Here is a 26,731-nt window from a genome sequence, read left to right as displayed (position 1 = left end):
ACCCCGGGGAAAGACACACCGGTGCCGCCGTAGGCTAGTTTGGAAACCGCAGCGGCCTGGGCCCACCCGGGCCCCGAAAGGAGCACCGAGTGGACAGCACCGTTGGCAAGTGGTTTCTGAGCGGTGATGAGCGGGGAAACCCTGCCTCCAGGATCCACGCGGGCGGGCCGGGCTCGGCGCTCTGGTCGGAAGGCAACCTGGTGGCGCCCCTGGTGCACGGGGAAGCCTACTTTGCCAGGCTGCATGCGGAGCTGTCGGACTTAAAAGCTGGAGACCGGGTTTGGTTCACCGACTGGCGGGGCGACGGCGATGAGCAGTTGGAGCCGGGCGGCACCACGATCGGCGGGCTGCTCGCAGGACTGGCCAGGTCCGGCGTGGAGGTCAGGGGCCTCGTCTGGAGATCCCACGGAGAGCGGCTATCCGCCCCCATCAGCGGCAGGTCCAACGAACTCCTCAGCCGCCAAATCAATGACGCCGGCGGTGAGGCGCTGCTGGATCAGCGGGTCCGGGTCTTCGGGTCGCACCACCAGAAACTGGTGGTAATCCGTCGTCGTGACGACCCATCCCGGGACGTCGCCTTCGTGGGTGGGATCGACCTCTCGCACAGCCGCCGGGATAACGCCGCCCACCGGGGTGACCCACAGGCGGTGAAGATGGATTCCCGGTACGGACCGAGGCCCCCGTGGCACGACGCCGCCCTCGAACTTCGCGGCCCGGTGGTTGCCGATGTACTGGCCATCTTTGCTGAACGCTGGAACGATCCCCACCCGCTGGACCGCCACACCCCTTACCGGATGTTGCTGCAGCGTCTGGCCCGCATGCCACGGCACCCCAAACCGTTGCCGGAAGCGGCTCCGCCCCCGCCGGCTGCCGGATCGCACGCCGTGCAGCTGCTCCGCACCTACGGCGTGAAGCACCCACCTTTCCCGTTCGCGCCTCACGGTGAGCGGAGCATCGCGCGCGCCTATGCAAAGGCCTTCGCCCAGGCGCGTTCACTCATTTACATCGAGGACCAGTACCTATGGTCAACAGAGGTCGCCGCGGGCATCGCGGAGGCGCTGGAGCGGAACCCTTCGCTGAAGGTCATCATCGTGGTGCCGCGCTATCCCGATTCTGACGGGTTTCTTGGCGGCCCACCCCGGCGGTTGGGGCAACAGCGTGCCATCAGCATGCTGCGCCGGGCCGCCCCAGACCGGGTGGGTGTGTTCGACCTGGAGAACAATGACGGGACACCGATCTACGTCCACGCGAAGATCTGCATCATTGACGACACGTGGTTCACCTGCGGATCTGACAACTTCAACCGCCGGTCCTGGACCACCGACAGCGAGCTCACCTGCGCAGTGATCGACACCTCCGCTCCGGCTGGTGCCGGTGGCAGTGCCGCCGGCCGAACGCCCCAGCCACTCCCGCGGAAGTTGCGGCTCCAGCTCTGGGCGGAACATCTGGGCATTGACCAGGACGACCCCCTCCTGACCGCCGACGGCGGGGAACTTGATCTTTGGAACAGGGTGGCCGGTGCCCTGGACCAGTGGCACGGGACCGGCCGGTCCGGGCCGCGGCCGCAAGGCCAGATACGCCTCCACTCCCCCGAACCGGTCCGGGCCATCCACCGTTTCTGGGCCGATCCGATCTACCGGCTAATCGTGGACCCGGACGGCCGCCCCCGCCCGCTGCGTGGCACTTCCCGGTTCTAGGCCGGACAGGGAGCAGTCCGGGGACTTGAAAAATTGTTCCTAAGCATGCTTATGATATTCCCAGCCGAATGCGAACGGCTGCCAACCAGAGGAGGAAACACCATGGGACTGGGCGACAAAATCGAGAACGCCGCCGAAAAAGCCGGCGGTAAGGGCAAGGAAGCTGCCGGAGCTGCCACTGGCGATGAGAGCCTGCGTGCCGAGGGCCAAGCAGATCAGGCAAAAGGTGATCTGAAGCAGGCCGGCGAAAAGGTCAAGGACGCCTTCAAGCACTGACAGGCAGTCAAGGAAAAGCGCACCCAGCGAACGGGGTGCGCTTTTTTCATGCCTGCCCATCACGTTCGGTAGGTTGGGCGGTAAAGGCAACGGCAATCAAGTCGGGAGAAGACAATGAAGGCAATCAGTTATGAAGAAACAGGGCCCTCATCCGTACTGAAGCTTCAGGACAGGCCATTGCCGGTGCCGGGGCCCGGAGAAGTCCGTGTCCGAATGGTGGTGTCCGGCGTCAACCCCACCGACTGGAAGTCGCGGTCCGGGAGCGGAAGCAGGAAGCTCGACGCCCCCAAAGTTCCAAACCAGGACGGAGCCGGTGTCATCGATGACCTGGGTCCCGGGGTGACGGGCCTGTCGGTGGGCGGCCGTGTCTGGCTGTGGGACGTCGCCTGGGGCAGTAATGAAGGCACGGCACAGGAATACGTCGTTGTGCCCCGCAATAAAGCTGTGCCCCTTCCCGATACCGAATCCTTCGATGCCGGCGCCTCATTGGGCATCCCGGCGTTGACGGCGCACCGGGCCCTGACATCGAACGAGGACGGCCCAGCCAGGCTTTCCGCCGGTGCCCTCGAGGGACGAACCGTTCTGGTGACGGGAGGGGCCGGAGCCGTAGGCCACGCGGCCATCCAACTCGCGCGCTGGGCCGGGGCCACAGTCATCACCACCGTCAGCGGAGACCAAAAGGCTGAACTGGCCCGCCGTGCGGGCGCCGGCACCGTCATCAACTACCGGACCGGGGACATTGTTGGCGCCGTCCACCAGGTGGCCGCAAACGGCGTCGACATGGTTGTGGATGTCAACGCACCCGCGAACATCAAGACGGACCTGGACGTCATCAAGCCGGGCGGCACGATCGCCATATTCGCGGCGAACCCGGGACAATCACTCACCGTTCCAATCCGCGAAAGCATGGCGAGGAACGTCCGCTACCAGTTCATCCTCACCTACACCGTCACCGACGAGCAGAAACGTCAGGCCGTTGCCGCCATCTCCGAGGCCCTGGCGGCAGGCGCGCTGCGGGTGGGGGAAGAGCACGGACTGCCCCTGACACGGTTTCCGCTGGACCAGACCCCCGCAGCCCATGACGCCGTGGAACAGGGGACAGTCGGAAAAGTGCTGATCGACGTCGCACCCGGAACCTGACGCCCTACCGTGCAAGCCTGTCCCTGGCTGCATGCTCCACCAGGACCGGCACGAAGGCGCGGACCCGGCCCGTATCCAGGAGGCTGTGTTCCTGCTGCACCACATCTTCGATGTACTCCCTGGACAGCGCTGGAAACTTCACGGCAAGCCGGTCCACCACGTCGCCAAGCGCCCGCAACTCTTCGCTTACTCCCATCGGGAAAGTGTCGGGGATCCGGCCAATCCCGTCAAGACTTGACTGAGGGGGCGCCGAGGCATGCGCCATGGTTAACCGGCACGCGCGCACGACGGCGAGCGCCGGGACCGCGTTCGGGCCAGCCTGGGCGGTCCCCTTCGCACCTCCGGAGCGCCGCCGACGTCAGTGCGGATGAAGCCGCCGGGTCCGTGGGTGCCGGTTACGTCCGGGGCTATGGGCCGCCGCTGCCACCGGACGGTACTCAATCCGGTGCTTCTCGGCCCGGACGCCGCGGCGTTCCTGCCGCCGCGCCTTCCTTTCCGGCCGGTCGATGGCGGACAGGATGGTCAGCGTTACGGCAATCCAGAGGAGCGCCGTCCCCAACACCAAAGCGATTTCCAGCTCAGTGCTCATACACATTATTTTAGGCTCGTGGAGCAGGGTTCACCCCTCTGCGGACCCACAGCACGGACGCTTAAACCCACAGTGTTTCAGAGCAGTCCCAATGCCTTGACAGCAGCCATCACGTCGGAGGCCTGCACAGCGAGCAGGGCTGGGTCCGGCCGCGCCGCGAACGTGTCCCCGCGCCGCAGTTCGGCCCGGGTGAGGACGATATGGGGCCCAGGGGGCGGCCCCCAAATCTCGGGTGGGGCCGGGCCAAAGAGCACCACTGACGGGGTGCCGTAGGCTGATGCCAGGTGCGCGGCGCCGGTATCGGCAGAGACCACCAGGCGGGCAGCAGCAATGGTCGCAGCGAACTCCCCGAGGCCCAATACCCCGGCCAGGACAGCCGTACCCGGGATTCCTGCGAGGCGGCACACTTCCTCCGCCCGGTCCCTCTCGGAACTGCCGCCGGTGAAGACTACCTGGTGTCCCGCCTCGGTCAGTGTCGTCGCCACCGCCGCAAACCGCTCCGCAGGCCAAAGCCTGCTGCCGTACGCTGCCCCCACGTGCAGGACAGTGGCCCCGGGCACGGGACTGGGTACCTGGGGCGTATCCAACTGCACGTCCAACGGATCGGCGTCTATCCCATGCCATTCAAGGAGCCGTACCCAGCGTTCGCGTTCGTGCAGTTCCGGCCGCCACTGCGGCCCGTTCCAGTGTGCACTGTGATGTCCCAGGGTCCGCCGGGCCTTCAACGCCTCTATTCGGCCCTGGCTCTCCGGGCCGCTGCCGTGAAGGTTGACGGCTACGTCCACCACGCCCGGTGGCAGTGCCAGCGGCTCGTCCAGGCCGTGCGTGGGCAGCAGTTCATAGCCGCCCACCAGGCCCAGGGCGTCGGACAACCACCCCTGCGCAGCATACCGAAGCCGGTGCCCGGGAAAGGCCCGTCGGAGGCCTTTCAACGCCGGCACGGCCACCAGCAGGTCTCCGAGCTTGAGGGCGCGCAGAACCAGGAGCTCCGGCCTGCCGTCTGCCGGCTCTTGAACGACTGCTGTGTGTGCCGCTGCCCCGCCCGTCATGCATCCTGCTTTGCGAGCTTGCCGGCCGTGAGGCTCCGGACGTCCCCGTAGACCTCAGCAACGCCCACCCCGGCCACCAGTGAATCGTCGTGGACGCACCGTTCTGCCGTCCAGCCGACCTGGGTTACATCGACACCACATGTCGGGCACGCCGTCACCCATGAGGCGTGGACACGGTGGAGGCTCCGCCCCAGCGCTCCGGCGTTGATCACGTTGCCCACCCAGAAAATGCCGACTGTGGGCACGCCCAGCGCCTGCGCAAGGTGCCTGGGCCCACTGTCGTTTGCCACCACGACGTCGGCGTCCACCAGCAACGCCACGAGCCCTGCCATGTCAAGGGCGCCGGCCAGGGAACGGACTGCTGCTGAAGCGGCACTGTCCGCGATTTCCGCTGCCAGGCCCTGTTCGCTCCTATCCCCGATAAGGACCACTTGTGAACCATCGGCCGCACAGGCGGCAGCAAGCTCAGCGAACTTTGAGGCGGGCCAACGACGGCGGAGATCGGTGGCGCCGGGATGGATCACGACGAGTGGGTGGGCGCGGTCCCCGGGGCGGGCTGGCGGGAATTCCTGCCCGGCGGGCGCCAGCCGGGCCTCAAGGTCGACGGGGAACGCGCCCGCAAAACCCGCCACTTCCAGAGCCCTGAGGGGTTCGTGCTGGTAATAGAGGTAGGGAACGCTGCGCTCAAGCATGGCGGCGTCGGCCGTCCGCGTCCCTACGGTGTGGCGGGCTCCCAGCCGCAGCAGGAAGGGATTCGAGAACCGTCCACCTCCATGGAGCTGGACGGCCAGATCGAAGGCGCGCCCGCGCATGCCGGCAAAGAAGTGATCCAGCTCGCCGGCATCCTCCTCCCCCGGGCGGACTCCTTCGGCGAAGGGCAGGATAACCACTTCATCGACAGGGCCTTCCACCGCCCCGAGAACCGCCTCATGGATTGGAGTGCCCAGCAGTGTCAGGTGTGCTGCCGGGTAGGCCGCCTTCAACGCAGCCATCGCTGGAATTGCGAAGAGAAGATCTCCCAGGCCCCCTCCCCGCAGGACCGCTATCCGGGACACAGCGTCGAACTTCTCCAGCACCGGGCCTACCCCCGCACCGATTTGTTCGGCGCCGCCAAGCTCCGCAGTGAGTTGCTCCAAAAACTGCCCCTTCCGTCCCGGGGAGGAAACCGCATGGCCGTCCCTCTCCTGCCCACGCAGCCGAATATCGGTTCGGGAAACCCGTGGCCGCTCCTCTGCACCCGTACCCAACCGGCAACGGATCTACGCTTCCTGTTGGGGAATACCGGGTTCATGCTGTACGTTTCATACCCGACAGCCCAACTAAGAAAAGAGAAGCACCCAAAGTGGCAACCGATTACGATGAACTGCGTTCCGACGTCAAGGAATCGCAGGACAACTCACTCGAGCAGCTCCAGTCAGCGAATGCTCCGGACGCCCGCAGCGTTGTGCAGGAGTTGGACGAGGCTGACGGGCTGGACGGCGCCGGAGTTCCTGGCGGCGAATTTGTCGCTGAGGAACTCGTAGTCCAGGTCATCCCCCAGGCTGAGGACGAATTCACCTGCTACTCCTGCTTCCTGGTCCGCCACCGGTCCCAGATCGCCCGGCAAAAAGACGGCCACAGCTACTGCACGGAGTGCGAAGGTTAATCAGCAGGTTTGTACCAGGGCGGCAACGCCAGGCCCCGTACGAAAGGCACGCCGAACCTGGCGTGCCTTTCGGCTTTAAGCATTGACCAGGTTCCTGCCCGCGTCCAGCTTGGGTGCGTAGCGTGGGGCACAGGACTTACGACGCCGACACGCAGCCAGGAGGCCATATTGGACAGCCCTGCCAGCTTCTGGAATACCTTCAGCGCGGCATTCACCCAAACCAACGTACCCAACATCACATTCGCCGAGCTGATGCTGTCGCTGGCGGCCGCCGTCGTGCTGTCCATCCCCCGGCGCAGCTGGCGCTATTTCGGCCTCCTGGCTACCGCCACCCACGAACTGGGCCACGCATTCGCTGCCCTTACCTCGGGGCAGCGGCTCTCCGGGATCCGGCTTCGCCTTGACCACTCCGGAACCACCACCACCTACAGCAGGAGCAGGCTGGCCGCTGCCTGGTCCTGCTTTTGGGGATATCCGGTGCCAGCGCTGGCGGGTGCCGCATTTGTCTGGTCCGGGCTCAACGGATGGGGACCGGCAGCCATGGCGGCCAGCGCGGTGGTGTTGACTGCCTCGCTCCTCTTCCTTCGCAACCTTGCGGGATTCGTGATCACGGGGGCCGCGATCGCCGGGACCGGTGCCCTCACCTTCCTTGCGCCGCCCTCCGTGGTTGGCCATGCCGCCGTGATCTTCGGCCTGGCACTCCTCGTGGCCGCCGTACGTGACCTGGTCAAGCTCACCCACGTGCATTTACGCCGTCGCGACCGTCTCAACAGCTCGGACGCGTATCTCCTGTACCGGGCCACCTCCGTTCCGTCCGGCATCTGGATTGCCCTGTTCACGCTCCTCGTGGCCGCTTCCTGGCTGGTGGCGTGGCAGCCCCTCGTGGCAATCCTCCGGCAGGGCGCCTAGGGCGTGAAGCCGGCGCATAGGCTAATGGCATGAGCCAGGAAACGGAAAGCACACCAGCAGACACCGCCGACGCGCACAGCACCCGGGGAGCCTACGTGACAGGCGGGGCGGAATTCACCCGGGACACCAACTACATCGAGGACCGCATCACCAGGAATGCCGCGCCCGGCAGCAACGGTGAGCCGGGCTGGCCGGTCGAGTCCGGGCGCTACCGCCTCATTGCCGCAAGGGCCTGTCCATGGGCCAACCGCACCGTCATTGTCCGCAGGCTGTTGGGGCTCGAGGAGGCCATCTCCCTTGGCCAGCCTGGGCCCACCCACGATGCACGTTCCTGGACATTCGACCTGGACCCGGGTGGAGTGGACCCGGTCCTGGGAATCGAGCGCCTGCAGGACGCCTACTTCAAGCGGTTCCCCGGCTACCCCCGCGGAATTACCGTTCCCGCTATCGTCGACGTGCGCAGTGGTGAAGTGGTGACCAATAATTTCCCCCAAATCACCCTTGATTTCTCGACCGAGTGGACAGAATTCCACCGGCCGGGCGCCCCGCAGCTCTACCCCGCGCATCTCCGCGAAGAAATCGACCACGTGAACAAGCGCGTCTTTACCGAGGTCAATAACGGCGTCTACCGGTGCGGCTTCGCTGGATCACAGGAGGCCTACGACTCGGCGTACCAGCGCCTGTGGGCCGCGCTGGACTGGCTCGAGGACCGCCTCTCGCGGCAGCGCTTCCTGGTGGGTGAAACCATTACCGAGGCGGACGTCAGGCTGTTCACCACCCTGGCCAGGTTCGATCCCGTCTACCACGGACATTTCAAGTGCAACCGGCAAAAGCTTAGCGAAATGCCCAACCTGTGGGGTTATGCGCGGGACTTGTTCCAGACTCCGGGCTTCGGGGACACCATCGACTTCGTGCAGATCAAGCGCCACTATTACATCGTTCATGAGGACATCAATCCCACCGGCATTGTCCCTGCCGGCCCGGATCTTGCCGGATGGTTGACGGAGCACGGCCGGGAGGCGCTGGGCGGACGCCCGTTCGGCGACGGCACCGCACCGGGACCTGTGCGGCCCGGCGAGGAAGTCGCAGCCGGACACGGAGCTTCCCGCTGACCTCATCCGCGGACGGAAACCGCTTTCCTCGTAGACTGGAGGCATGCAGACTTCTCTGGGTTTCGTAGCGCCGGGGTACGAGGGTGTCCTGGCACTGTTTGAGTCCTTCCTCGCGGAGGACTCCCGCTACAGCGCGCAGCTGGCCGCCTACCGGAACGGGGTGCCGGTGGTACGCCTGACCGGCGGCCCGGCCATGGCACCGGATACGTTGACCGGCGCCTACTCCTGCTCCAAGGGTGTCGCCGCCCTGGTCATCGCCCTGCTGGTCCAGGACGGTGTCCTTGACCTTGACCGGACGATGGCCCACTACTGGCCCGAGTTTGCGGTCCACGGAAAGGACCGTTTGCTCGTCAGGGAGGCGTTGTCGCACCAGGCGGGGCTGCTGGGGGTCGAGGGCGGTTTTAGCTTGGACGAGTTCACCACGTCCGGGGCCGCAGCCCGGCTCGCCGCTGCCGCTCCCGCCTGGGAGCCCGGCCGCCAGTTCGGCTACCACGCCCTCACCATTGGCATCCTGATGGAAGAACTGTGCCGGCGGACCACGGGCGAGGCCCTGCAGGACATCTACGACCAGAGAATCCGGAAGCCGCAGGACGTGGACTTCTTCCTGGGCCTGCCGGACAGCCAGGACGGCAGGTACCAGGACGTCCTGTACGAAGCAGGGCCGGCCGAAGCGTGGATGGATCCGCTCAGCCTCGACGGCCTGAACAGCAATGCCCCGGTCAGCACCATCATGGAACTGCCCAATATCCGCTCCGTGCGTGCCGCGGGCATGTCCGCCGCGGGTGGCGTTGGCTCCGCGGAGGGGCTGGCGCGCCTGTACGCAGCGGCCACCACCGGTGTCGGTGGCACGGAGCCGTTCCTCTCCGGCGGGACCATTACGGCCATGACTCGGGAACAGGTCTGGGGCCTGGACCGGTCCTCCGGCCTGGACAATGCCTTCGCGGTCGTTTTCATGAAACCCCACCCCTCACGGAACTTCGGGAGCCACCGGGCCTTCGGCCACGAGGGAGCCAACGCTGCCCTGGGCTTCGCCGACCCCTCCTACGGGCTGGGCTTCGGCTACATCCCCCGGCGCGCGGAAGAAGGCCGCACCCCGGGCCGTGCCCACAGGCTGGCAACTGCGGTAACGCGCTCAGCAGCAGGTTTGTCCTGAGCCACCCCCGGCCCTACTGTTGTCCGGATGGGCAATACTCAGGCACGGCCGGATGCACGGTGGGCTCGGGGGACCCAACTTCTTAGACAATCAGTGGCGGGGCTTTCTGCTGCCTTCGCGGCACAGCGGCTCCAACTGGCAGGGAAAGCGGCCATAGCCGCGGGGCTGGCGTTCGCCATCGCACCCCTCATGCCTGGCGCCGCCTCGCACTACGCGTACTACGCACCGCTGGGCGCCCTCGTGGCCATGTATCACAACGTGGCCGGGTCAGTGAAGCAGGGGGCACAGGCGCTGGCGGGGCTGGCGATGGGAATCGGTCTTGCCTTCGTCCTGGTCAGCATCAGCGAACCGTCGCCCCTGACGGTCGCCCTGTTCATGGGGGTGGGCGTCCTGCTGGGCGGCTTGCCGGGCATCGGCTCAGGCAGTGACTGGATCCCCACGGCGGCGCTCCTGGTCCTGCTGGTGGGCGGCAGCAACGCCGAAGATTTCTCCTACGGCTACCTTGTGCAGATGGCGGCGGGCGTGGCTGTCGGGATTGCGGTGAATTTCCTGATCTTTCCTCCGCTGCACCTCAACGCCGCCGCATCGAGCCTTGCCGACCTGCGGCTCGCCCTTGGCCGGCAGCTGACGGACATGGGCGCGGCACTGGTGGAAAAATGGCCCCCTGAGCACGAGGATTGGTCGCGCAGGTCGGACGAACTGGCGGAAGCGGCGCGTTCAGTGCGTCATTTGGTCAAGGAGGCGGATGCCAGCAGGCGCGCCAACCCCCGGCGGAAGCTGCACCCGCGCGACATGGACCGGGACTACCGGGACCTGCGAAACCTGGAACGGGTCACCTTCCATATCCAGGACATGACGGATGTGCTGTCCGATGTGATCTGGGAGGACGACGTGCCCTACGAGATTCCCCTTCAGGACAATGAACCGCTGGCAGACGCCATTACCGCCACCGGGGAACTGGTTTCCACGGACACCGACGGTGACGCCCAGGAATTGAAGGACCGCTACGACGCTGCCAGGGCGGCGGTGGAAGCCTGCATGGCTGCCACCGCCGACAGGCCGGCAGAACAGGGAACCGTCCCTGCCTCAGAATCGGTCCTCCTCAGCCTCCACCGGATCCTGCGGGCCGTCCAGCCGCAGGACTAGGCAGGCCCTGGCCCCAGGCCGGAAGCTGAAGGCCAGGTCCTACAGGGCCGAAACCGTCCCGCTGAAATGGCGCCGCCCGGAGCGTGGACTCCATGCAACGAAACTGGAGTGCTTCCATGCCCCGGAGCCGGTCTGTTCGGTCCCGATCTCCAGGGCGACCCGGGAAGGCAGGAAGACCGGGGCCTCGAATTCCACGTCCCACATGAACGAGTCGCCCCGGGCGGGGCCCACATCTGCGAGCGCACGGGACGCGAGGTACATGCCGTGCGCTATCGATCGCCGCATGCCCAGGGCCTTGGCCGAGAGCACGCTGAGGTGGATGGGGTTGAAGTCCCCTGAGACCGCTGCATACGCACGGCCCGTATCCACGCCGAGGTGCCACAGCGCCGTCGGGTCCGGTGCCGTGAAATCAGCTTTGGGAGGTATGGCTGAGGGCTTGTCGATCCCCGGGAGGAAGACGCCCTTGGCGAGGTATGTTGAAACTCCGCGCCAATTGACCTCGCCGGAGCCGGCGCGCCGGACTTCCGCCACGACGTCCAGCTGTGTCCCCGCACGGTGGCCGCCGAGGTTTTCCACGCGGGCGGTCATGTCAAGGACATCGGTGAACAACAGCGGTGATCTTTGCTCCACACTGTTGCGCAGGTGGATCATCCCCAGCAGGGGCAACGGGAAGTCGTCCCGGTTCATGACGCTCATGGCCAAGGGGAATGCGATGGCGTGAATGAACCCCGCGGGCAGGACGTCACTGGCCGTTTCGCCGATCAGGTGCTGGTAAGCCGTAAGGTTTTCCACCCCGACGGTGACGCCCCTGACTTCGTGGCTCTCCGCCGGGAGGACTGCGGAGTCATGTGTTCCCAGCAGCCTGCGTCTTGCGGCCTGCGCGGCAGCGTTGACGTAAAGCTTGGACAACGAGGGCATCTCGGCCAGGACCACCGGCTGCTTGACCGTCATGCCCCCACCAGGTTCTGCCCGCACACACGCAGCACCTCTCCGTTGATCCCGCCCGCGGCATCGCTGGCCAGGAACGCGATGGTTTCCGCGACGTCGGACGGGAGCCCGCCCTGCTGCAGTGAGTTCAACCGGCGCGCCACCTCCCGGACGGCGAAGGGGATCCGGGCCGTCATCTCCGTTTCGATGAAGCCGGGAGCCACTGCGTTGATGGTGCCGCCGCGGGACGCCAGCAGCGGGGCTGTGGCCCGCACCATTCCCATGACCCCTCCCTTGGACGCAGCGTAATTGGTCTGGCCCCGGTTTCCGGCGATGCCGCTGGTGGAGGCCACTGAAACAATACGCGGTGACTGCCGAAAGTGTTCGGAGGCCAGGAGGGTTTCGTTGATGCGGAGCTGGGCGGCGATGTTGATGGTCATGACCGAGTTCCACCGGGCCTGGTCCATGTTGGCCAGCAGCTTGTCCCGGGTAACGCCCGCGTTGTGCACCACGATGTCCAGCCGCCCGTGCCGCTGAACGGCATGGTCGATGATCCGCTGGCCGGCGTCGGCACCGGTGATGTCCAGCTGAAGTGCGGTGGCCCGCACCTCGTTGGCCACCGAGGCCAGCTGGTCCCCTGCGGCAGGAATGTCAACCAGGATCAGGGTGGCGCCGTCGCGGTGCAGCGTCCTGGCAATCTGGGCTCCGATGCCGCGGGCAGCGCCGGTGACGACAGCCACCTTCCCTGCCAACGGCCGTTCCGGATCAGCGGGCAGGCTGCCGTCCTCTGATGAGACGGTCAGGAACTGTCCGTCCACGAATGCTGACCGGCCGGAGAGGAAGAACGCCAGGGCGCCCAGGGCGCTGGGACTGGTGGCGGTGGTGCCGTCCGCAAGGATCACGCCGTTGCCGGTTGCGCCGCCCCGCAGTTCCTTGGCCAGGGACCGCAGGAAGCCATCCACTCCCTGCCGGGCTGCTGCAGCTTCGGGTGTAGCCGCTTCCGACGCCGGGCGGGAAAGCGTGATGATCCGCCCGCCGGCGCGCAGGTCCCGGAGGGAGCCTGCCGCCGCCAGCACGGGCTTTTCAAGGTCTGTCGGGTGTTCCAGCCCGTCGAGGACCAGGATGATGGCGCCCAGCTTTTCGGCGGGAACAGCATGCCGCCGGACGTCGAGGTCCCAGGACAGCAGCTCCGCGGCGAGCTTATCCGCCCCCGGGGTGGTTCCCAGGACCACGACCGGTCCGGTTACCAGGGGCTGCCCTGGCTGGTAGCGGCGCAGGACCGCAGGTTGCGGAAGGCCGAGTTTCTTTGCAAGGCTGCGGCCCATGCCGCTGTTGACCAGTTGGGTGTACGTATCTGCCACGGCCGCCCCCTACAGAGATTCCAGGATGGCGACGACGCCCTGGCCGCCGGCGGCGCAGACGGACACCAGGCCCCGGGCCGGCTTCCCGGTGGCAGCAGACTTGGCCTGGAGCATCTTGGCCAGCGTGCCCGCGATGCGGCCACCGGTGGCGGCAAAGGGGTGGCCTGCTGCGAGTGAGGACCCGTTGACGTTGAGGCGCGAGCGGTCGACGCTGCCGAACGCACCGTCGAGCCCCAGGCGGGTGCGCCCGAACTCGTCATCCTCCCAGGCTGCCAGCGTGCTGAGCACCGTGGCGGCAAACGCTTCGTGGATCTCGAAGAAGTCGAAGTCGGCCAGCGTCAGGCCTTGCCGGGCCAGAAGCCTGGGCACGGCGAAGACGGGAGCCATCAGCAGCCCGTCCTTCCCATGGACGAAGTCGACAGCGGCAGCCTCGGCATCGACCACGGCTGCCAGCTTGGGTAGGTCGCGGGCGTCTGCCCATTCGTCCGAGGCCAGCAGCACCGTGGACGCACCGTCCGTCAGCGGGGTGGAATTGCCCGCCGTCATGGTGGCATCCGCTCCAAGGTTGCGGCCGAAGACCGGCTTGAGGGATGCCAGTTTCTCCAGCGAGGTGTCCGCCCGGAGGTTCCCGTCACGCGTCAGTCCCCGGTAGGGGGTCATCAGGTCATCAAAGAACCCGGAGTCGTAGGCGGCGGCCAGGTTGTGGTGGCTGTTCAGTGCCAGCTCATCCTGCGCTTCCCGGGAGATCTTCCACTGGGCGGTAGTCAGGGCCTGGTGCTCGCCCATGGACAGGCCGGTACGCGGCTCCGCAGTGCCCGGGGCCAAAGGGGCCAGGTCCTTGGGCCGGAGCCGGCTGAGGATCTGGAGCCGCTGGGGAAGGGTTTTGGCCCGGTGAAGGTCCAGAACGACCTCGCGGAGTCCCTCACTGACCACCACGGGTGCGTCGGAGGCCGAATCCACGCCGCCGGCGATGGCCGAATCGATTTGCCCGAGCTTGATTTTGTTCGCCAGGCCCACCACGGTCTCCAGGCTCGTGGCACACGCCTGCTGGAGGTCATACACGGGCGTTTCCGGCGAGAGCGCCGACCCCAGCACTGCCTCCCGGGTGAGGTTGAAGTCCCGGGAGTGCTTCAGGACCGCGCCGGCCGCCACCTGCCCGATCCGTTCGTCCTGGAGCCCGAACCGCGCGATCAGGCCATCGAGGGCCGCCGTCAGCATGTCCTGGTTGGAGGACTTGGCGTAGGCACCGCCGGCGCGGGCAAACGGAAGCCTGTTGGCGCCAACAATCACCGCCCTGCGGGTTGCCGGGACGGCAGGCAGGGCTGATCCGCCTGCGTGGGTGGACTGTCCTTCTGTGGACATGGAGGGCTCCTCTGGGTCACAAGTGGTTACCGATACCCAGCGTACCTGATACGCTGGGTATCGTGAACCTTCAGGACACGCACTCCCCCTTGACCATCGAACTGCCGTCGCCTGCCAGCCCCGACGGACGTTCGTCGCGCTGGCAAAGCCACCGGGAGGAACGGCGCAGGGAGCTCATCAAGCAGGCCCGCCGCGCCGTGCACGCGCTCGGCAGCGATGCCTCAATGGAAGACATCGCCACGGCAGCCGGGACATCGAAGTCCGTCTTCTACCGGTACTTCGGGGACAAGGCCGGGCTGCAGCAGGCAGTAGGCGAGGTCGTCCTCAGCCAGATGCAGCACCGCATCCAGGAGGCCGCGCAAAGTGCACTCACGCCCCGGGAAGGCCTGCTCGCGATGGTCTCGGCTTATCTCCAAATGGCCGCCACCAGCCCCAACGTCTATACCTTTGTCACCAGCTATGCGCCGGCTGATGCCGCCAACCCGCCGCACCCTGCCGCAGCAGGCGGACCGCTGGGCCCCTTCTTCGACGCCATCGCGGACATGATCGCCACTCCCATGCGGTCCCACCTGGCGGACGTCAAGGAAACCGTCATCGGCTACTGGCCCAAGGCCGCGATCGGCCTGGTCCGGAACGCCGGCGAACAATGGCTCAGCACCCCGGACTCCCCCGCCAAACCAGACCAGGAGACCATGGCCCGCCAGATCACGGCGTGGCTGTGCGTGGGCATCGTCCCCGAACTCACCACCGCTTCACCGACCACCAAGTTATCCGCCAAAGAAGGACTGTGACATGACTGACGTAGTGGACCGCCCCGCGCGCAAGGGACTCCGCCCCGCCGCAACCCCTGCAGCAAAGCCCGCGGGCGAAAACGCCGCACCCGCCGTCGACGTCGAGGCGCTGGGCAGGCAGCTCCTGGGCAAATGGGCCGATGTCCGGCTCCAGGCACGCGACCTGGCCGGCCGGCCCGAACTGCACAAGACTGAGGGCCTGACGCACACCGAACACCGCGCCCGGGTCTTCGGACAACTCAAGTACCTCGTGGACAATGAAGCAGTGCACCGCGCCTTTCCCTCGGAGCTGGGCGGATCCGACGACCATGGCGGAAACATCGCCGGCTTCGAGGAACTGGTAGTGGCGGACCCTTCCCTGCAGATCAAGGCCGGGGTCCAGTGGGGACTCTTCGGATCCGCCGTGATGCACCTGGGGACCGCAGAACACCACACCAAGTGGCTGCCCGGAATCATGAGCCTTGAAATCCCCGGCTGCTTCGCGATGACGGAGACCGGCCACGGCTCGGATGTGGCCAGCATCGCCACCACCGCAACCTACGAAGCCGCCACCGAAGAGTTCATCATCAACACCCCGTTCCGCGCCGCCTGGAAGGACTACATCGGCAACGCGGCCAACGACGGCCTCGGCGCCGTGGTGTTCGCCCAGCTGGTCACCCGCGGCGTGAACCACGGCGTCCACGCCTTCTACGTGGACCTCCGGGATGCGGACACCAAGGAATTCCTGCCCGGAATCGGCGGGGAGGACGATGGCGTCAAGGGCGGCCTGAACGGCATCGACAACGGCCGGCTGCACTTCGAGAACGTCCGCGTCCCCCGGACCAACCTCCTGAACCGGTACGGCAACGTCGACGCGGACGGAACCTACACCTCACCCATCGCCAGCCCCGGCCGGCGCTTCTTCACCATGCTGGGCACCCTGGTCCAGGGCCGCGTGTCTCTGGACGGCGCCGCCGTGGCCGCCTCCAAGGTCGCGCTGAAGGCTGCTATCCAGTACGCCACCGAACGCCGCCAGTTCAACGCTTCCTCGCACACGGAGGAAGAAGTCCTGCTCGACTACCAGCGGCACCAGCGGCGCCTGTTCACCCGCCTGGCCACCACCTATGCGGCCAGCTTTGCACACGAGCAGCTGCTGCAGAAGTTCGACGACGTCTTCTCCGGCGCCCACGACACTGACGCGGACCGCCAGGACCTGGAAACCCTGGCTGCGGCGCTGAAGCCCCTCAGCACCTGGCATGCCCTGGACACCCTCCAGGAATGCCGTGAAGCGTGTGGCGGCGCCGGCTTCCTGATCGAGAACCGGTTCGCCTCGCTGCGCGCCGACCTGGACGTCTATGTCACTTTCGAGGGTGACAATACCGTGCTCCTGCAGTTGGTGGCCAAGCGCCTGCTGGCCGACTACGCCAAGGAGTTCAGGAATGTGGACTTCGGCGTGCTGGCCCGGTACGTGGTGAACCAGGCGGCGGGCGCCGCTGTGCACCGCACGGGCCTGCGCCAGGTGGCCCAATTCATGGCTGACACGGGGTCAGTGCAGAAGGCCGCAATTGCCCTCCGCGACGAGGAAGGCCAGCGCGCCCTGCTCACGGACCGGGTGCAGACCATGGTGGCTGAGGCCGGGGCCGCCTTGAAGGGCAGCAAGCGCCTGCCGCAGGACAAGGGCGCTGCATTGTTCAACCGGCACCAGAATGAACTCATCGACGCCGCCCAGGCGCACGCTGAACTGCTGCAGTGGGAGGCCTTCACCGAGGCGCTCCGGGAGGTGGAGGATCCGGGAACCAGGTTGGTCCTCACCTGGCTGCGTGACCTCTTCGGCCTGTCCCTGATTGAGAAGAACCTGTCCTGGTACCTCATGAACGGCCGGCTCTCCATGCAGCGGGCGCGCACTGTGGGCGGCTACATCAACAGGCTGCTGGAGAAGATCCGACCGCATGCCCTCGACCTGGTCGAGGCCTTCGGGTACGGCGGGGAACACGTCCGGGCTGCCATCGCCACGGGCGCTGAAAAGAGCCGCCAGGACGAGGCGCGTGCGCACGTCCGCGCTGAGCGTGCCAGCGGGCAAGCCCCGGTGGCCGAGAAAGTCCTGATCGCCAGGGCCGCGGGCCGGAAGGCCTGACCCGGGCGGACACCGGGAACCGGGCAAAAAACGACGGCGCCGCCCCCTGCCAAAGGGAGCGGCGCCGTCGTGGTTTGTATCTCCGGGACGCTCAGGCCCCGGCGGGCAACACCGAGCGGTACACCTCGAGCGTGGTTTCCGTGATCGACTCCCACGAGAAGTGCTTTTCGGCGCGCTCGCGGCCTGCCTGGCCCATGGCGCGGGCGCGGGCGGGATCGGACACCACTTCGGTCAGGGCGGCCGCGAACTCCGCGACGAACTTCTCCGGGTCCAGGGGCGTCCCCGTACCATCGGTGACCTGTACCAGGTCCACCAGGAGGCCGGTTTCACCGTGCTGGACCACCTCGGGGATGCCGCCGGTGGCGCTGGCCACCACTGCGGCGCCGCAGGCCATGGCTTCAAGGTTTACGATGCCGAGCGGCTCGTAGATGGAGGGGCAGGCGAAGGCTGTGGCGTGGCTGAGGACCTGGATCAGTTCGTGGCGCGGCAGCATCCGTTCAATCAGCACCACGCCGGTGCGCTGCTTCTGCAGCTCCTCGATGAGGGCCGCTGTTTCGGCGGCCAGTTCCGGAGTGTCCGCCGCGCCCAGGCACAGGACCAGCTGGACATCGGCGGGCAGCTTCGCTGCCGCGCGCAGGAGGTAGGGAACGCCCTTCTGGCGTGTGTTTCTTCCCACAAAGACGACGCTCGGCTTGGCGGGGTCGATGCCCAGCGCACGGACGGCGTCGTCGTTCTCATCACGCTGCCAGAGAGCCACGTCGATCCCGTTGTGGACCACCCGGACCTTTTCCGGGTCAACGTCCGGGTAGCTGCGCAGGATGTCCTGGCGCATGCCCTCCGACACGGCGATGATGGCCGCCGCCGCTTCGTAGGCCGTCTTCTCCACCCAGGAGGAGAGGGCGTAGCCGCCGCCGAGCTGTTCGGCCTTCCAGGGCCGCAGCGGCTCGAGGCTGTGGGCGCTGAGAACGTGCGGAATTCCGTGCAGCAGGGAGGCCAGGTGGCCGGCCATGTTGGCGTACCAGGTGTGCGAATGGACCAGGTCCGCGCCCTGCACATCCGGCACGATGCGCAGGTCCACGCCCAGGGTCTGGACCGCCGCGTTGGCCCCGTCCAGGTCCCCGGGAACCTGGTACGACGTCACGGTGGCGCCGTGGTAGTCGGCGTCGCGGGGAGCGCCGAAAGCACGAACCTGCAGGTCAACGTGCTTACTAAGCACCCTGCTCAACTCGGCTACGTGCACCCCGGCGCCGCCGTAGATCTCCGGCGGGAACTCTTTAGTCACAATGTCTATTCGCACAAGACCCAAGGTAGTCGTTCACGGATAACTGTTCTAGTGTGAAGGAGTCCGGGCCTACCGGACTGTCTTGGGGAGTTACGAAGGCGTATAGGAGCGACCATTATGCCGTTGACCAAAAAAGTCCTGGCCATTGTCCTCGCAGGTGGCGAGGGAAACAGACTGATGCCTCTGACGGCAGACCGGGCCAAGCCCGCGGTGCCTTTCGCCGGCAGTTACCGCCTTATCGATTTTGCGATTTCCAACCTGGTGAATTCGCGTTACCTGCAGATTGTGGTCCTCACCCAATACAAATCCCATAGCCTCGACCGGCATATTTCCGAAGCATGGCGGATGTCCACCCAGCTCGGAAACTACGTCGCTTCCGTGCCCGCACAGCAGCGCGTCGGCAAGAGCTGGTTCCTGGGCAGCGCCAATGCCATCTACCAGTCCCTGAACCTGATCCATGACGCCAACCCCGACATCGTCGTCGTGGTGGGCGCGGACCACGTCTACCGCATGGACTTCGCCCAGATGGTGGACCAGCACGTCCGCAGCGGCGCCAAGGCCACCGTGGCGGCCGTCCGCCAGCCGCTGCACATGGCCGACCAGTTCGGTGTCATCGAAGTGGACCAGAACGACGCCCAGAAGATTGCCGCGTTCGTGGAGAAGCCCTCCAGCACGCCCGGGCTCGCAGCCGATCCGTCACAGTTCCTCGCCTCCATGGGCAACTACGTGTTCGACGCCGACGCCCTGGTTGCAGCGCTCCACGTGGACGCCGAGCGGCTGGACACCAAGCACGACATGGGCGGGGACATCATCCCCTACTTCGTCAACCGTGGCGAGGCCGGCGTCTACGACTTCACCCTCAACGAGATCCCCGGTTCCACGGAACGCGACCGCACCTACTGGCGGGACGTCGGTACCATCGACTCCTTCTATGACGCCCACATGGACCTCATCTCCCCGCTGCCTGTCTTCAACCTCTACAACTCCGAGTGGCCCATCTACACCCGGCAAAGCATCTCCCCGCCGGCCAAGTTCGTCCGCGGCAAGAACAATACCGTTGGCACGGCGCTGGATTCGATCGTCTCCAGTGGCGTGGTGATTTCCGGTGGAGTGGTGGAGGGTTCGGTCCTGTCCAACGACGTGTACGTCGCCACCAGCGGCCGGGTCATCGATTCGGTCCTGATGGACAAGGTCCAGGTGGGCGCGGGGGCCGTTATCAACCGGGCCATCCTGGACAAGAACGTCAAGGTTCCGGCCGGAGCCGCCATCGGCCTGGATCCTGAGCTGGACCGGGCCCGCGGCTTCAAGGTCACCGAGTCCGGCATCACCGTCCTGGCCAAGGGCCAGGAAGTGCCGGAACCGGGCGAGGAGGAACGCCAGCTCGCCGCCAGCCACCTGAGCCTGCTGCCCAATGCCATCAAGGCCGCCGCGGAGCAGTACTCCGGTGTCCGTGAGGCCGCCGACAAGGTGGCCGGGACGCACGCTGCCGCAGCAGCGGAGGCTGCACCTGCCGCCCGGCTGGGCTGACCCGGAGCTAGCCTCCCCCGACGGCATCCGCAGGCCGGGGCACCACTGATGGTGCCCCGGCCTGCGGCGTACGCTGTAAAATTTTCCCAATGAGCTCCCCCGATCTGACCCCTGAGGACATCCAGGCCTGCCTCAAGGTCCTGAACACCATCCACGCCTACGACGAGGAGCACCCGGACTACATCTCGGTGCGCCGCGCCACGGGGAAGATGTTCAAGGCCGTCAAGCGCCACCGGCGCGTCACCAAGCGCGATTCGATCGCCGAGGCGGACCGGGCCGTCATTGCCCAGACGGCCACCGCTGCCCCGGACCGCATCGACGACGAGACCCGCGGCAACAAGCTGGCGCCGTCCGCCACAGGGAAGGTCGCCGGACACCTCCTCCGGTCCCGCCCCTGCTACATCTGCAAGCAGCACTACACCCAGGTGGACGCCTTCTACCACCAGCTGTGCCCCGAATGCGCTGCGTTCAGCCACAGCAAGCGCGATGCCCGGACCGACCTCACCGGGCGGCGCGCCCTGCTCACCGGAGGACGGGCCAAGATCGGCATGTACATTGCCCTCCGGCTGCTGCGCGACGGTGCGCACACCACCATCACCACCCGGTTTCCCAAGGATGCCGCGCGTCGCTTCGCGGCCATGGAAGACAGTGGCGAGTGGCTCCACCGACTGCGGATCGTGGGCATCGACCTGCGCGATCCTGCCCAGGTCATGGCCTTGACCGACTCCCTCGACCAGGCCGGTCCGCTGGACATCATCATCAACAACGCGGCCCAGACCGTGCGCCGGTCCGGCAACGCCTACAAGCCGCTGGTGGACGCCGAGGATGAACCGCTTCCGGCGGCCCTGGAGCAGGCCAACGGCGGCCCTGAATTGCTGACGTTCGGCCATGCGCATGACAAGCACCCGCTGGCACTGGCCGGCAGCGTCACCGACCACCCGGTCCTTGCCGGCGATGCCGTCACGTCGCTGGCGCTGTCCACCGGATCTGCCTCCCTGGAGCGCATCGCCGCGGGCACCGCGATTGACGCCGGCGGCCTGGTCCCGGACCTTGCCAGCATCAACAGTTGGACGCAGGTGGTGGACGAGGTGGATCCCCTGGAAATGCTTGAGGTCCAGCTCTGCAACGTCACCGCACCGTTCCTGCTGGTCAGCCGGCTCCGTGGCGCCATGAAGCGGTCCACGGCGCGGCGCAAATACATCGTGAACGTTTCCGCGATGGAGGGGCAGTTCTCCCGCGCTTACAAGGGCCCCGGCCACCCCCACACCAACATGGCCAAGGCGGCGCTGAACATGATGACCCGCACCAGCGCCCAGGAGATGCTGGATACCGACGGCATCCTGATGACTGCCGTGGATACCGGCTGGATCACGGACGAGCGCCCGCACTTCACCAAGGTCCGGCTCATGGAGGAGGGCTTCCACGCCCCCCTTGACCTGGTGGACGGCGCGGCCCGTGTCTACGACCCGATTGTCATGGGTGAAAACGGTGAGGACCAGTACGGGGTCTTCCTGAAGGATTACAAGCCCAGCCCCTGGTGATGCGGGGTATGCTCACGGCATGAGCAACGAGTCATCCACCCAAGTGCAGAATCTCGAACACCACGAATGCTGGGCACTGCTGCGGACAGTCTCCGTAGGCAGGCTCGCGGTCCTCGTTGACGGCCGGCCGGATATCTTCCCGGTCAACTTCACGGTGGACGGCGGCACCCTGGTCTTCCGCACCAGCCAGGGCACCAAATTGTCGGCGGCCTCCGGCGATGCCCCTGTGGCGGTGGAGGCGGACGGCGTCGACTCTGAGACGGGTCTGGCGTGGAGTGTGGTGATCAAGGGCACCGCTGCCCTGGTCAAGAGCACCGAGGACGTGCTGGAGACCTCCCGCCTCTACCTCTTCCCCTGGCAGGCCGGGCGGAAGGACGCGTTCGTCCGCATCACCCCGGACAGTGTCACGGGCCGCCGCTTCAAGGTGACGGACCCGATGACGTGGTGGACGCAGATCAGCGGTTCCGCCAGGGCGTCCCAGGAATAGGCCGACGACGGGTTCCCCGGCCAGGCGGCCGGGGAACCCATGCGTCAGGCGAGCTGGGTGATCTCCACGCTGACCTTCAAGGCCGAGCCGCCGCCCCCGGACAGGATCCCCTTCAGCGGGGGGACGTCCCGGTAGTCGCGGCCCCTGGCCACGGTGACATGGAAGTCACCGGCAGGTTTGTGGTTGGTGGGGTCCCAGCTGCGCCAGTCCCCGTCCCACCATTCCAGCCAGGCATGTGATTGCCCGGCCACCGTCTCGCCGATCCCGGCGCTGGAGCGGGGGTGCAGGTACCCGGAGACATAGCGGGCCGGAATGCCGCAGCTGCGCAGGGCGCCGATGGCCAGGTGCGCCAGGTCCTGGCACACCCCCTGGCGCTGGCCCCAGGCTTCCTCCGCGTTGGTGGTAACGGCGGTGGAGCCGGACATGTAGGTCATCTCCCCGCGCATCCAGGCGAACACCGCCATGGCGGCCTCGTGCGGGTTCTTCCCTGCCACGACTCCCGGGATGATTCCCAGGACTTCGTCACCGGGCCCGCTGAGCCGGGACTGGGGCAGCCAGTCACTGAATGCGTCGAGGGTTTCGGGGGATGCCAGCTGGTCCCAGCCCACAATGTCCGCCTCGGCAGGAATCTTCTCCGCCCTGTGCACCTCCACGGTGATGTTGGAGACCACCTCGAGGTTTTCATGCGGCATCTGCATGTCGAAGGCCGTGACCCGGGTTCCCCAATAGTCGCGGTAGGTGCTCACTGCCGCCTGCGAGGGAGAGACCTTCACCACGGATTCCAGCACCACCTGCTGCGAATCCGTCAGCGGCGTCATCCGGGCCTCGTTGTAGGAGAGCGTCACCCGCTTGTTGTACTTGTAGGCCGTCCTGTGGACGATGCTCAACCGGGTCATGACACTTCTCCCACCCAGGCAAGTTCGTCCGCCTGATTGAAGTACTTACGGGAAATGGCGTCCGAGGCCTGGGACACGGCCTTCTGCACGCGCTCCATGTGTTCGGGCAGCTCGGACATGAGGTCGTCAGTGCGGTGGAACTCAAGGAACGTGCGGGCCTGGCCCACGATGCGGCGCGCATCGTTGATGAAACCCACGCGCTGGGCGGAGGGGTCCAGCTTGGCGAGGCACTCGTCGGCATCGCGCAGCGCGTAGACGATGGACCGCGGGAACAGCCGGTCCAGGAGCAGGAACTCGGCGGCGTGCTGGTCTCCGAACGCGGCGCGGCGGGTGCGGAGGAAGGATTCATAGGCACCGGCGCAGCGGAGCATGTTCACCCACGACATGCCGGCGGAGAGGACATCCCGGGTGGAAAGCATCCGCGCCGTCATGTCCGCGCGCTCCAGCGAACGGCCCAGCACCAGGAAGAGCCAGCTCTCGTCGTGGCTCACGGTGGTGTCGGCAAGCCCGCTGACCATCGCGGTACGCTCCAGGGTCCAGTTGCAGAACCGGTAGGTGCCCACCACGTCCTTGCGGTGCTGGCTCAGCCCGTAGTACGTGGTGTTCAGGCTTTCCCACAGCCCGGAGGATACGGTCTCGCGGGCACGGCGGGCGTTTTCGCGGGCGGCCCCCAGTGAACCGGCGATCGAGGTGGCGCTGGTCTTGTCGTACGCCAGGGCGTGAAGGAGTTCCGGCAGGCCGAAATCCTCGCTCTGCGGCTTGGCTCCCATGACGGCCAGGAGTTCCTGCGCCACGCTCTTCCGCTCCTCCATGGGGAGGTGGTTGAGGCGTTCCAGGTGGACATCCAGGATGCGGGCGGTACCGTCGGCCCGCTCCACATAACGGCCGATCCAAAAAAGGGACTCGGCAATACGGCTAAGCATTCGCGGCTACCTCCTGCGTGCCCGGAATGTTGACAAGGAAAGGCCCGACGGCGGCAACGTCTTCGTGTGCGCGCCTCACTGCTGCTGCTCCGACTGGCGGTCCCGCCAGTTGCTCTCCACCGGCCATACCGAGACGCGTTCGCGGACCGTGACGGACTGGCGGGGCATGGTTTCCACCGGCATCTGCGGCGAGTCGGCAAGGACCCATGTGTCCTTGGAACCGCCGCCCTGGCTGGAGTTTACGATCAGGGAGCCTTCTTTCAGCGCAACGCGGGTGAGGCCTCCCGGGAGCACCCAGACGTCGTCGCCGTCGTTCACCGCGAAGGGACGCAGGTCCACGTGGCGCGGGCCGAACTTGTCCCCGCCCAGGGTGGGAACGGTGGAGAGCTGCAGCACCGGCTGGGCGATCCAGCCGCGGGGATCGGAGATGATCCGCTGGCGCAGGGCGTCCAGTTCGTCCCGGGAGGCATCCGGGCCGATGACCAGGCCCTTGCCGCCGGAGCCGTCCACCGGCTTGACCACCAGTTCCGCGAGGTTGTCCAGGGTGTACTCCCTGGCTTCCTTTTCCTCGAGGCGATAGGTGTCCACGTTGGCGATGATGGGCTCCTCGCTGAGGTAGTAGCGGATCAGGTCAGGCACGTAACTGTAAACCAGTTTGTCGTCGGCCACGCCATTGCCTACCGCGTTGGCGATCGTCACGCCGCCGGCGCGGGCAGCGTTGACCAGGCCGGGGCAGCCGAGCATCGAGTCGGAACGGAACTGCAGCGGATCAAGGAAGTCATCGTCAATGCGCTTGTAGATCACATCCACCCGCTGCTCGCCGGCCGTCGTTCGCATGTACACGCGGTTTCCGCGGCAGATCAGGTCGCGGCCCTCCACCAGCTCCACGCCCATGAGGCCGGCCAGGAGGGTGTGCTCGAAGTAGGCGCTGTTGAAGACGCCGGGGGTCAGGACGACGACGGTGGGATCGTCCACGCCGGCCGGCGCGGTTTTGCGCAGGGCCGAGAGCAGCCGGCGGGGGTATTCCTCCACGGGCCGGATGAGCTGCTGGCCGAACGCTTCGGGCAGGCCCTTGGCCATGGCGCGCCGGTTCTCCAGCACGTAGCTGACGCCGGAGGGAACGCGGACGTTGTCTTCCAGGACCCGGAAGGTGCCGGCCGCGTCCCGGACAACGTCGATGCCGGAAATGTGCACCCGGACCCCGCCGGCCGGTTCGAACCCGTGGACCTGCCGGTGGAAGTGGGCGCTGGTGGTCACGAGCTGGCGGGGAATCACGCCGTCGGACACCACGGTCATCTTGTCGTAGACGTCGTTCAGGAAGGCTTCCAGGGCACGGACGCGCTGGGCCACGCCGCGTTCCAGGACGTCCCACTCAGCCGCGGGGATGACCCTGGGCACGATGTCGAGGGGGAAGGGCCGTTCCTCGCCCGCGTAGTCGAAAGTTACACCGCGGTCCAGGAAGGTGCGGGCCATGGAGTCCGCGCGTGCGCTGACGTCTGCCAGGGAGAGCTTCCGGAGGGCCTCCGCCACCTGCCCGTACGAGTCCCTGGCCTGTTGCCCCGGGGCGAACATTTCGTCGTACGCTCCGGTGCGGCCTGCGGCCTCGGAGTAATCCTGGAATAGGTCTGACATGTCCAATAGCCAACCATCTTTTTGTTTCGAGTTCATTACTGCCATCCATTCTGGCGTGTTGTCACCGGCAGTCCGGTTCGTACTTTACTGGCCTCGTCGGGCACAGTAGGTGAGTGCCAGTCAGCAGAAGCGTCCCCGAGCCGGGCCACGGCCGTTTCCGGCCCCTTGCGGCGCAGCTGGCTCCGGGCCTGCTGACGGCGGCAGCCGCCGTTGCGCTGGCATTCCTGGTGCACGGGCTTGTGCCGGCATTGCCTGCGATGACCCTGGCGGTGGTCCTTGGCGTCCTTGCCGCCAACCTGCCCGGTACGGCGGGCTGGACCGGGGGCCGCGCCCGCGCGGGGCTGGACTTCGCCGGCAAGCACCTGATGCGCGGCGGGATTGTGCTGCTGGGACTGAAAGTCAGCATCATGGACGTCCTTGACCTGGGGTGGCTGTCCCTTGTCCTGATCGTGGCCGTCGTGGCGGCCAGTTTCGGCGGCACGTATGCCATCTCGCGCCTGTTCCGCCTCCCGCCGGTAACGTCGCTGCTGGTGGCCACCGGGTTCTCCATCTGCGGCGCGTCAGCCATCGGCGCCGTGGCCGCCGTCCGCCGCATCCGGCACGCGGAAACCGTGCTGCCTGTGGCCCTGGTGACGCTTTGCGGCACCCTTGCCATCGGCGTACTGCCCCTCCTCGCCCACCCCCTGGGACTGACGGCCACGGTCTTCGGGGCCTGGACCGGGGCGTCCGTTCATGACGTGGGCCAGGTGGTGGCCACAGCACAAACCGCAGGGACTGCCGCGCTGGCGATCGCCGTCGTCGTCAAGCTCACCCGGGTGCTGCTGCTGGCACCTGTGGCCGCAATTGCAGGCGTGCACCACAGGAAGGGTGAACGGGCCCTGGGCGCAGCCAACGGCACCACATCCAGGATGCCGCCGGTGGTGCCGCTGTTCGTGCTGGGCTTTGTGGCGATGGTGGCGCTGCGGTCCTCCGGCTGGCTGGCGCCGGCCTGGCTTGATATCGGCGCCACGCTGCAGGACATCCTCCTGGGGGCGGCCCTGTTCGGGCTGGGATCGGCGGTGCGGATCCGCACACTGCTGCATACGGGAGGCCAGGCGCTCCTGGCCGCGCTGGCCTCCTGGCTCCTGATTGCCGTGCTGGGCCTGGCGGCCGCCTTCCTGATCGCGGGCTGAG

The 26,731-nt window shown here is 66.8% G+C and carries 25 protein-coding genes; 14 read left to right on the top strand and 11 right to left on the bottom strand.

The window, feature by feature from the left end; all coding sequences use genetic code 11:
- Positions 1-89 precede the first annotated feature (89 nt).
- The 3 genes from AC1DIP_RS13490 to AC1DIP_RS13480 all read left to right on the top strand — a co-directional run bounded on the left by AC1DIP_RS13490 (position 90) and on the right by AC1DIP_RS13480 (position 3,113).
- Positions 90-1,697 (top strand): phospholipase D family protein, encoded by a 1,608-nt coding sequence (locus AC1DIP_RS13490; RefSeq protein ID WP_477734048.1) that lies wholly within the window; start codon positions 90-92, stop codon positions 1,695-1,697.
- A 102-nt stretch (positions 1,698-1,799) separates the two neighbouring features.
- Positions 1,800-1,973 (top strand): CsbD family protein, encoded by a 174-nt coding sequence (locus tag AC1DIP_RS13485; RefSeq protein ID WP_141160443.1) that lies wholly within the window; start codon positions 1,800-1,802, stop codon positions 1,971-1,973.
- 114 nt (positions 1,974-2,087) lie between these two features.
- Complete coding sequence (locus tag AC1DIP_RS13480; protein WP_477734047.1) at positions 2,088-3,113, top strand: NADPH:quinone reductase; 1,026 nt, start codon at positions 2,088-2,090, stop codon at positions 3,111-3,113.
- 4 nt (positions 3,114-3,117) lie between these two features.
- Here AC1DIP_RS13480 and AC1DIP_RS13475 read toward each other — a convergent pair whose 3' ends face one another.
- The 4 genes from AC1DIP_RS13475 to AC1DIP_RS13460 form a co-directional block, all read right to left on the bottom strand.
- The gene (locus AC1DIP_RS13475) at positions 3,118-3,309 is read right to left on the bottom strand and encodes a three-helix bundle dimerization domain-containing protein (protein WP_476211089.1); all 192 of its coding nucleotides are present in this window, start codon (positions 3,307-3,309) and stop codon (positions 3,118-3,120) included.
- 162 nt (positions 3,310-3,471) lie between these two features.
- The gene (locus AC1DIP_RS13470) at positions 3,472-3,702 is read right to left on the bottom strand and encodes a hypothetical protein (protein WP_477734046.1); all 231 of its coding nucleotides are present in this window, start codon (positions 3,700-3,702) and stop codon (positions 3,472-3,474) included.
- Between the two features lie 77 nt (positions 3,703-3,779).
- Positions 3,780-4,751 carry a glycosyltransferase family 9 protein gene (locus AC1DIP_RS13465; RefSeq protein ID WP_477734045.1) on the bottom strand — a complete coding sequence of 324 codons (972 nt, stop codon included), beginning with the start codon at positions 4,749-4,751 and terminating at the stop codon, positions 3,780-3,782.
- Entirely contained in the window at positions 4,748-5,887 is a 1,140-nt protein-coding gene (locus tag AC1DIP_RS13460; protein WP_477734044.1) for a glycosyltransferase family 9 protein, read from the bottom strand. Before AC1DIP_RS13460 ends, AC1DIP_RS13465 begins: the two co-directional genes overlap by 4 nt.
- Before the next feature lie 206 nt (positions 5,888-6,093).
- Here AC1DIP_RS13460 and AC1DIP_RS13455 point away from each other — a divergent pair, with 206 nt between their 5' ends.
- From AC1DIP_RS13455 to AC1DIP_RS13435, 5 genes are all read left to right on the top strand, one after another.
- Complete coding sequence (locus tag AC1DIP_RS13455) at positions 6,094-6,396, top strand: DUF4193 domain-containing protein (RefSeq protein WP_018761323.1); 303 nt, start codon at positions 6,094-6,096, stop codon at positions 6,394-6,396.
- A gap of 168 nt (positions 6,397-6,564) precedes the next feature.
- Complete coding sequence (locus AC1DIP_RS13450) at positions 6,565-7,305, top strand: M50 family metallopeptidase (RefSeq protein WP_477734043.1); 741 nt, start codon at positions 6,565-6,567, stop codon at positions 7,303-7,305.
- Between the two features lie 29 nt (positions 7,306-7,334).
- Entirely contained in the window at positions 7,335-8,417 is a 1,083-nt protein-coding gene (locus AC1DIP_RS13445; protein ID WP_476211077.1) for a glutathione S-transferase C-terminal domain-containing protein, read from the top strand.
- A 43-nt stretch (positions 8,418-8,460) separates the two neighbouring features.
- Positions 8,461-9,570 (top strand): serine hydrolase, encoded by a 1,110-nt coding sequence (locus tag AC1DIP_RS13440; RefSeq protein ID WP_476211076.1) that lies wholly within the window; start codon positions 8,461-8,463, stop codon positions 9,568-9,570.
- 93 nt (positions 9,571-9,663) lie between these two features.
- On the top strand, positions 9,664-10,716 hold the full coding sequence (locus tag AC1DIP_RS13435) for an FUSC family protein (protein ID WP_476211074.1): 1,053 nt from the start codon (positions 9,664-9,666) through the stop codon (positions 10,714-10,716).
- Between the two features lie 39 nt (positions 10,717-10,755).
- Here the strand turns inward: AC1DIP_RS13435 and AC1DIP_RS13430 are convergent, their stop codons facing one another.
- From AC1DIP_RS13430 to AC1DIP_RS13420, 3 genes are read right to left on the bottom strand one after another with little or no spacing between them, the layout of a single operon-like run.
- On the bottom strand, positions 10,756-11,667 hold the full coding sequence (locus tag AC1DIP_RS13430; protein ID WP_476211073.1) for a MaoC/PaaZ C-terminal domain-containing protein: 912 nt from the start codon (positions 11,665-11,667) through the stop codon (positions 10,756-10,758).
- Positions 11,664-13,004, bottom strand: a complete 1,341-nt coding sequence (locus AC1DIP_RS13425) for a 3-oxoacyl-ACP reductase (RefSeq protein ID WP_476211071.1) — start codon at positions 13,002-13,004, stop codon at positions 11,664-11,666. The genes AC1DIP_RS13430 and AC1DIP_RS13425 overlap by 4 nt, the downstream gene beginning before the upstream one ends.
- 9 nt (positions 13,005-13,013) lie before the next feature.
- A complete protein-coding gene (locus tag AC1DIP_RS13420) occupies positions 13,014-14,366 on the bottom strand; it encodes an acetyl-CoA C-acetyltransferase (RefSeq protein ID WP_477734042.1) in 1,353 nt (450 codons plus the stop codon).
- 62 nt (positions 14,367-14,428) lie between these two features.
- Between AC1DIP_RS13420 and AC1DIP_RS13415 the strand changes: the two genes are divergently transcribed.
- Both AC1DIP_RS13415 and AC1DIP_RS13410 read left to right on the top strand, forming a co-directional pair.
- On the top strand, positions 14,429-15,157 hold the full coding sequence (locus tag AC1DIP_RS13415) for a TetR/AcrR family transcriptional regulator (RefSeq protein ID WP_477734041.1): 729 nt from the start codon (positions 14,429-14,431) through the stop codon (positions 15,155-15,157).
- Between the two features lies 1 nt (position 15,158).
- Complete coding sequence (locus tag AC1DIP_RS13410) at positions 15,159-17,270, top strand: acyl-CoA dehydrogenase family protein (RefSeq protein WP_477734040.1); 2,112 nt, start codon at positions 15,159-15,161, stop codon at positions 17,268-17,270.
- 91 nt (positions 17,271-17,361) lie between these two features.
- On the opposite strand, the gene glgA is transcribed toward AC1DIP_RS13410, so the two are convergent.
- On the bottom strand, positions 17,362-18,567 hold the full coding sequence (gene glgA / locus AC1DIP_RS13405; protein ID WP_477734039.1) for a glycogen synthase: 1,206 nt from the start codon (positions 18,565-18,567) through the stop codon (positions 17,362-17,364).
- A 102-nt stretch (positions 18,568-18,669) separates the two neighbouring features.
- Between glgA and glgC the strand changes: the two genes are divergently transcribed.
- From glgC to AC1DIP_RS13390, 3 genes are all read left to right on the top strand, one after another.
- Positions 18,670-20,079: a glucose-1-phosphate adenylyltransferase gene (gene glgC, locus AC1DIP_RS13400; protein ID WP_476211063.1), complete on the top strand. Its 1,410-nt coding sequence runs from the start codon at positions 18,670-18,672 to the stop codon at positions 20,077-20,079.
- Positions 20,080-20,168: 89 nt separating this feature from the next.
- The gene (locus AC1DIP_RS13395; RefSeq protein WP_476211061.1) at positions 20,169-21,620 is read left to right on the top strand and encodes an SDR family NAD(P)-dependent oxidoreductase; all 1,452 of its coding nucleotides are present in this window, start codon (positions 20,169-20,171) and stop codon (positions 21,618-21,620) included.
- Positions 21,621-21,639: 19 nt separating this feature from the next.
- A complete protein-coding gene (locus tag AC1DIP_RS13390) occupies positions 21,640-22,107 on the top strand; it encodes a pyridoxamine 5'-phosphate oxidase family protein (RefSeq protein ID WP_476211059.1) in 468 nt (155 codons plus the stop codon).
- A gap of 44 nt (positions 22,108-22,151) precedes the next feature.
- On the opposite strand, the gene AC1DIP_RS13385 is transcribed toward AC1DIP_RS13390, so the two are convergent.
- From AC1DIP_RS13385 to AC1DIP_RS13375, 3 genes are all read right to left on the bottom strand, one after another.
- On the bottom strand, positions 22,152-23,003 hold the full coding sequence (locus tag AC1DIP_RS13385; RefSeq protein WP_477734038.1) for a transglutaminase family protein: 852 nt from the start codon (positions 23,001-23,003) through the stop codon (positions 22,152-22,154).
- Entirely contained in the window at positions 23,000-23,926 is a 927-nt protein-coding gene (locus AC1DIP_RS13380) for an alpha-E domain-containing protein (RefSeq protein WP_141160461.1), read from the bottom strand. The genes AC1DIP_RS13385 and AC1DIP_RS13380 overlap by 4 nt, the downstream gene beginning before the upstream one ends.
- Before the next feature lie 75 nt (positions 23,927-24,001).
- Positions 24,002-25,558 (bottom strand): circularly permuted type 2 ATP-grasp protein, encoded by a 1,557-nt coding sequence (locus AC1DIP_RS13375; protein ID WP_307356585.1) that lies wholly within the window; start codon positions 25,556-25,558, stop codon positions 24,002-24,004.
- 113 nt (positions 25,559-25,671) lie between these two features.
- On the opposite strand from AC1DIP_RS13375, the gene AC1DIP_RS13370 reads away from it, so the two are divergent.
- Entirely contained in the window at positions 25,672-26,730 is a 1,059-nt protein-coding gene (locus AC1DIP_RS13370; protein WP_476211057.1) for a putative sulfate exporter family transporter, read from the top strand.
- The last annotated feature ends 1 nt before the right edge of the window (position 26,731 follow it).

This window comes from Pseudarthrobacter sp. 05T312 (genome assembly GCF_056396685.1).
The sequence above is the reverse complement of the archived record's forward strand: the minus strand, read 5'-3'. Positions and strand labels throughout refer to the sequence as shown.

Bases quoted from the DNA above. Each gene is read 5' to 3' on its own strand.
- AC1DIP_RS13375 (WP_307356585.1), bottom strand. From the start codon at position 25,558: ATGTCAGACCTATTCCAGGATTACTCCGAGGCCGCAGGCCGCACCGGA.
- AC1DIP_RS13430 (WP_476211073.1), bottom strand. From the start codon at position 11,667: ATGACGGTCAAGCAGCCGGTGGTCCTGGCCGAGATGCCCTCGTTGTCC.
- AC1DIP_RS13470 (WP_477734046.1), bottom strand. From the start codon at position 3,702: ATGAGCACTGAGCTGGAAATCGCTTTGGTGTTGGGGACGGCGCTCCTC.
- AC1DIP_RS13385 (WP_477734038.1), bottom strand. From the start codon at position 23,003: ATGACCCGGTTGAGCATCGTCCACAGGACGGCCTACAAGTACAACAAG.
- AC1DIP_RS13380 (WP_141160461.1), bottom strand. From the start codon at position 23,926: ATGCTTAGCCGTATTGCCGAGTCCCTTTTTTGGATCGGCCGTTATGTG.
- AC1DIP_RS13440 (WP_476211076.1), top strand. From the start codon at position 8,461: ATGCAGACTTCTCTGGGTTTCGTAGCGCCGGGGTACGAGGGTGTCCTG.
- AC1DIP_RS13395 (WP_476211061.1), top strand. From the start codon at position 20,169: ATGAGCTCCCCCGATCTGACCCCTGAGGACATCCAGGCCTGCCTCAAG.
- AC1DIP_RS13475 (WP_476211089.1), bottom strand. From the start codon at position 3,309: ATGGGAGTAAGCGAAGAGTTGCGGGCGCTTGGCGACGTGGTGGACCGG.
- AC1DIP_RS13410 (WP_477734040.1), top strand. From the start codon at position 15,159: ATGACTGACGTAGTGGACCGCCCCGCGCGCAAGGGACTCCGCCCCGCC.
- AC1DIP_RS13420 (WP_477734042.1), bottom strand. From the start codon at position 14,366: ATGTCCACAGAAGGACAGTCCACCCACGCAGGCGGATCAGCCCTGCCT.
- AC1DIP_RS13465 (WP_477734045.1), bottom strand. From the start codon at position 4,751: ATGACGGGCGGGGCAGCGGCACACACAGCAGTCGTTCAAGAGCCGGCA.
- glgC (WP_476211063.1), top strand. From the start codon at position 18,670: ATGCCGTTGACCAAAAAAGTCCTGGCCATTGTCCTCGCAGGTGGCGAG.
- AC1DIP_RS13445 (WP_476211077.1), top strand. From the start codon at position 7,335: ATGAGCCAGGAAACGGAAAGCACACCAGCAGACACCGCCGACGCGCAC.
- AC1DIP_RS13485 (WP_141160443.1), top strand. From the start codon at position 1,800: ATGGGACTGGGCGACAAAATCGAGAACGCCGCCGAAAAAGCCGGCGGT.
- AC1DIP_RS13480 (WP_477734047.1), top strand. From the start codon at position 2,088: ATGAAGGCAATCAGTTATGAAGAAACAGGGCCCTCATCCGTACTGAAG.
- AC1DIP_RS13390 (WP_476211059.1), top strand. From the start codon at position 21,640: ATGAGCAACGAGTCATCCACCCAAGTGCAGAATCTCGAACACCACGAA.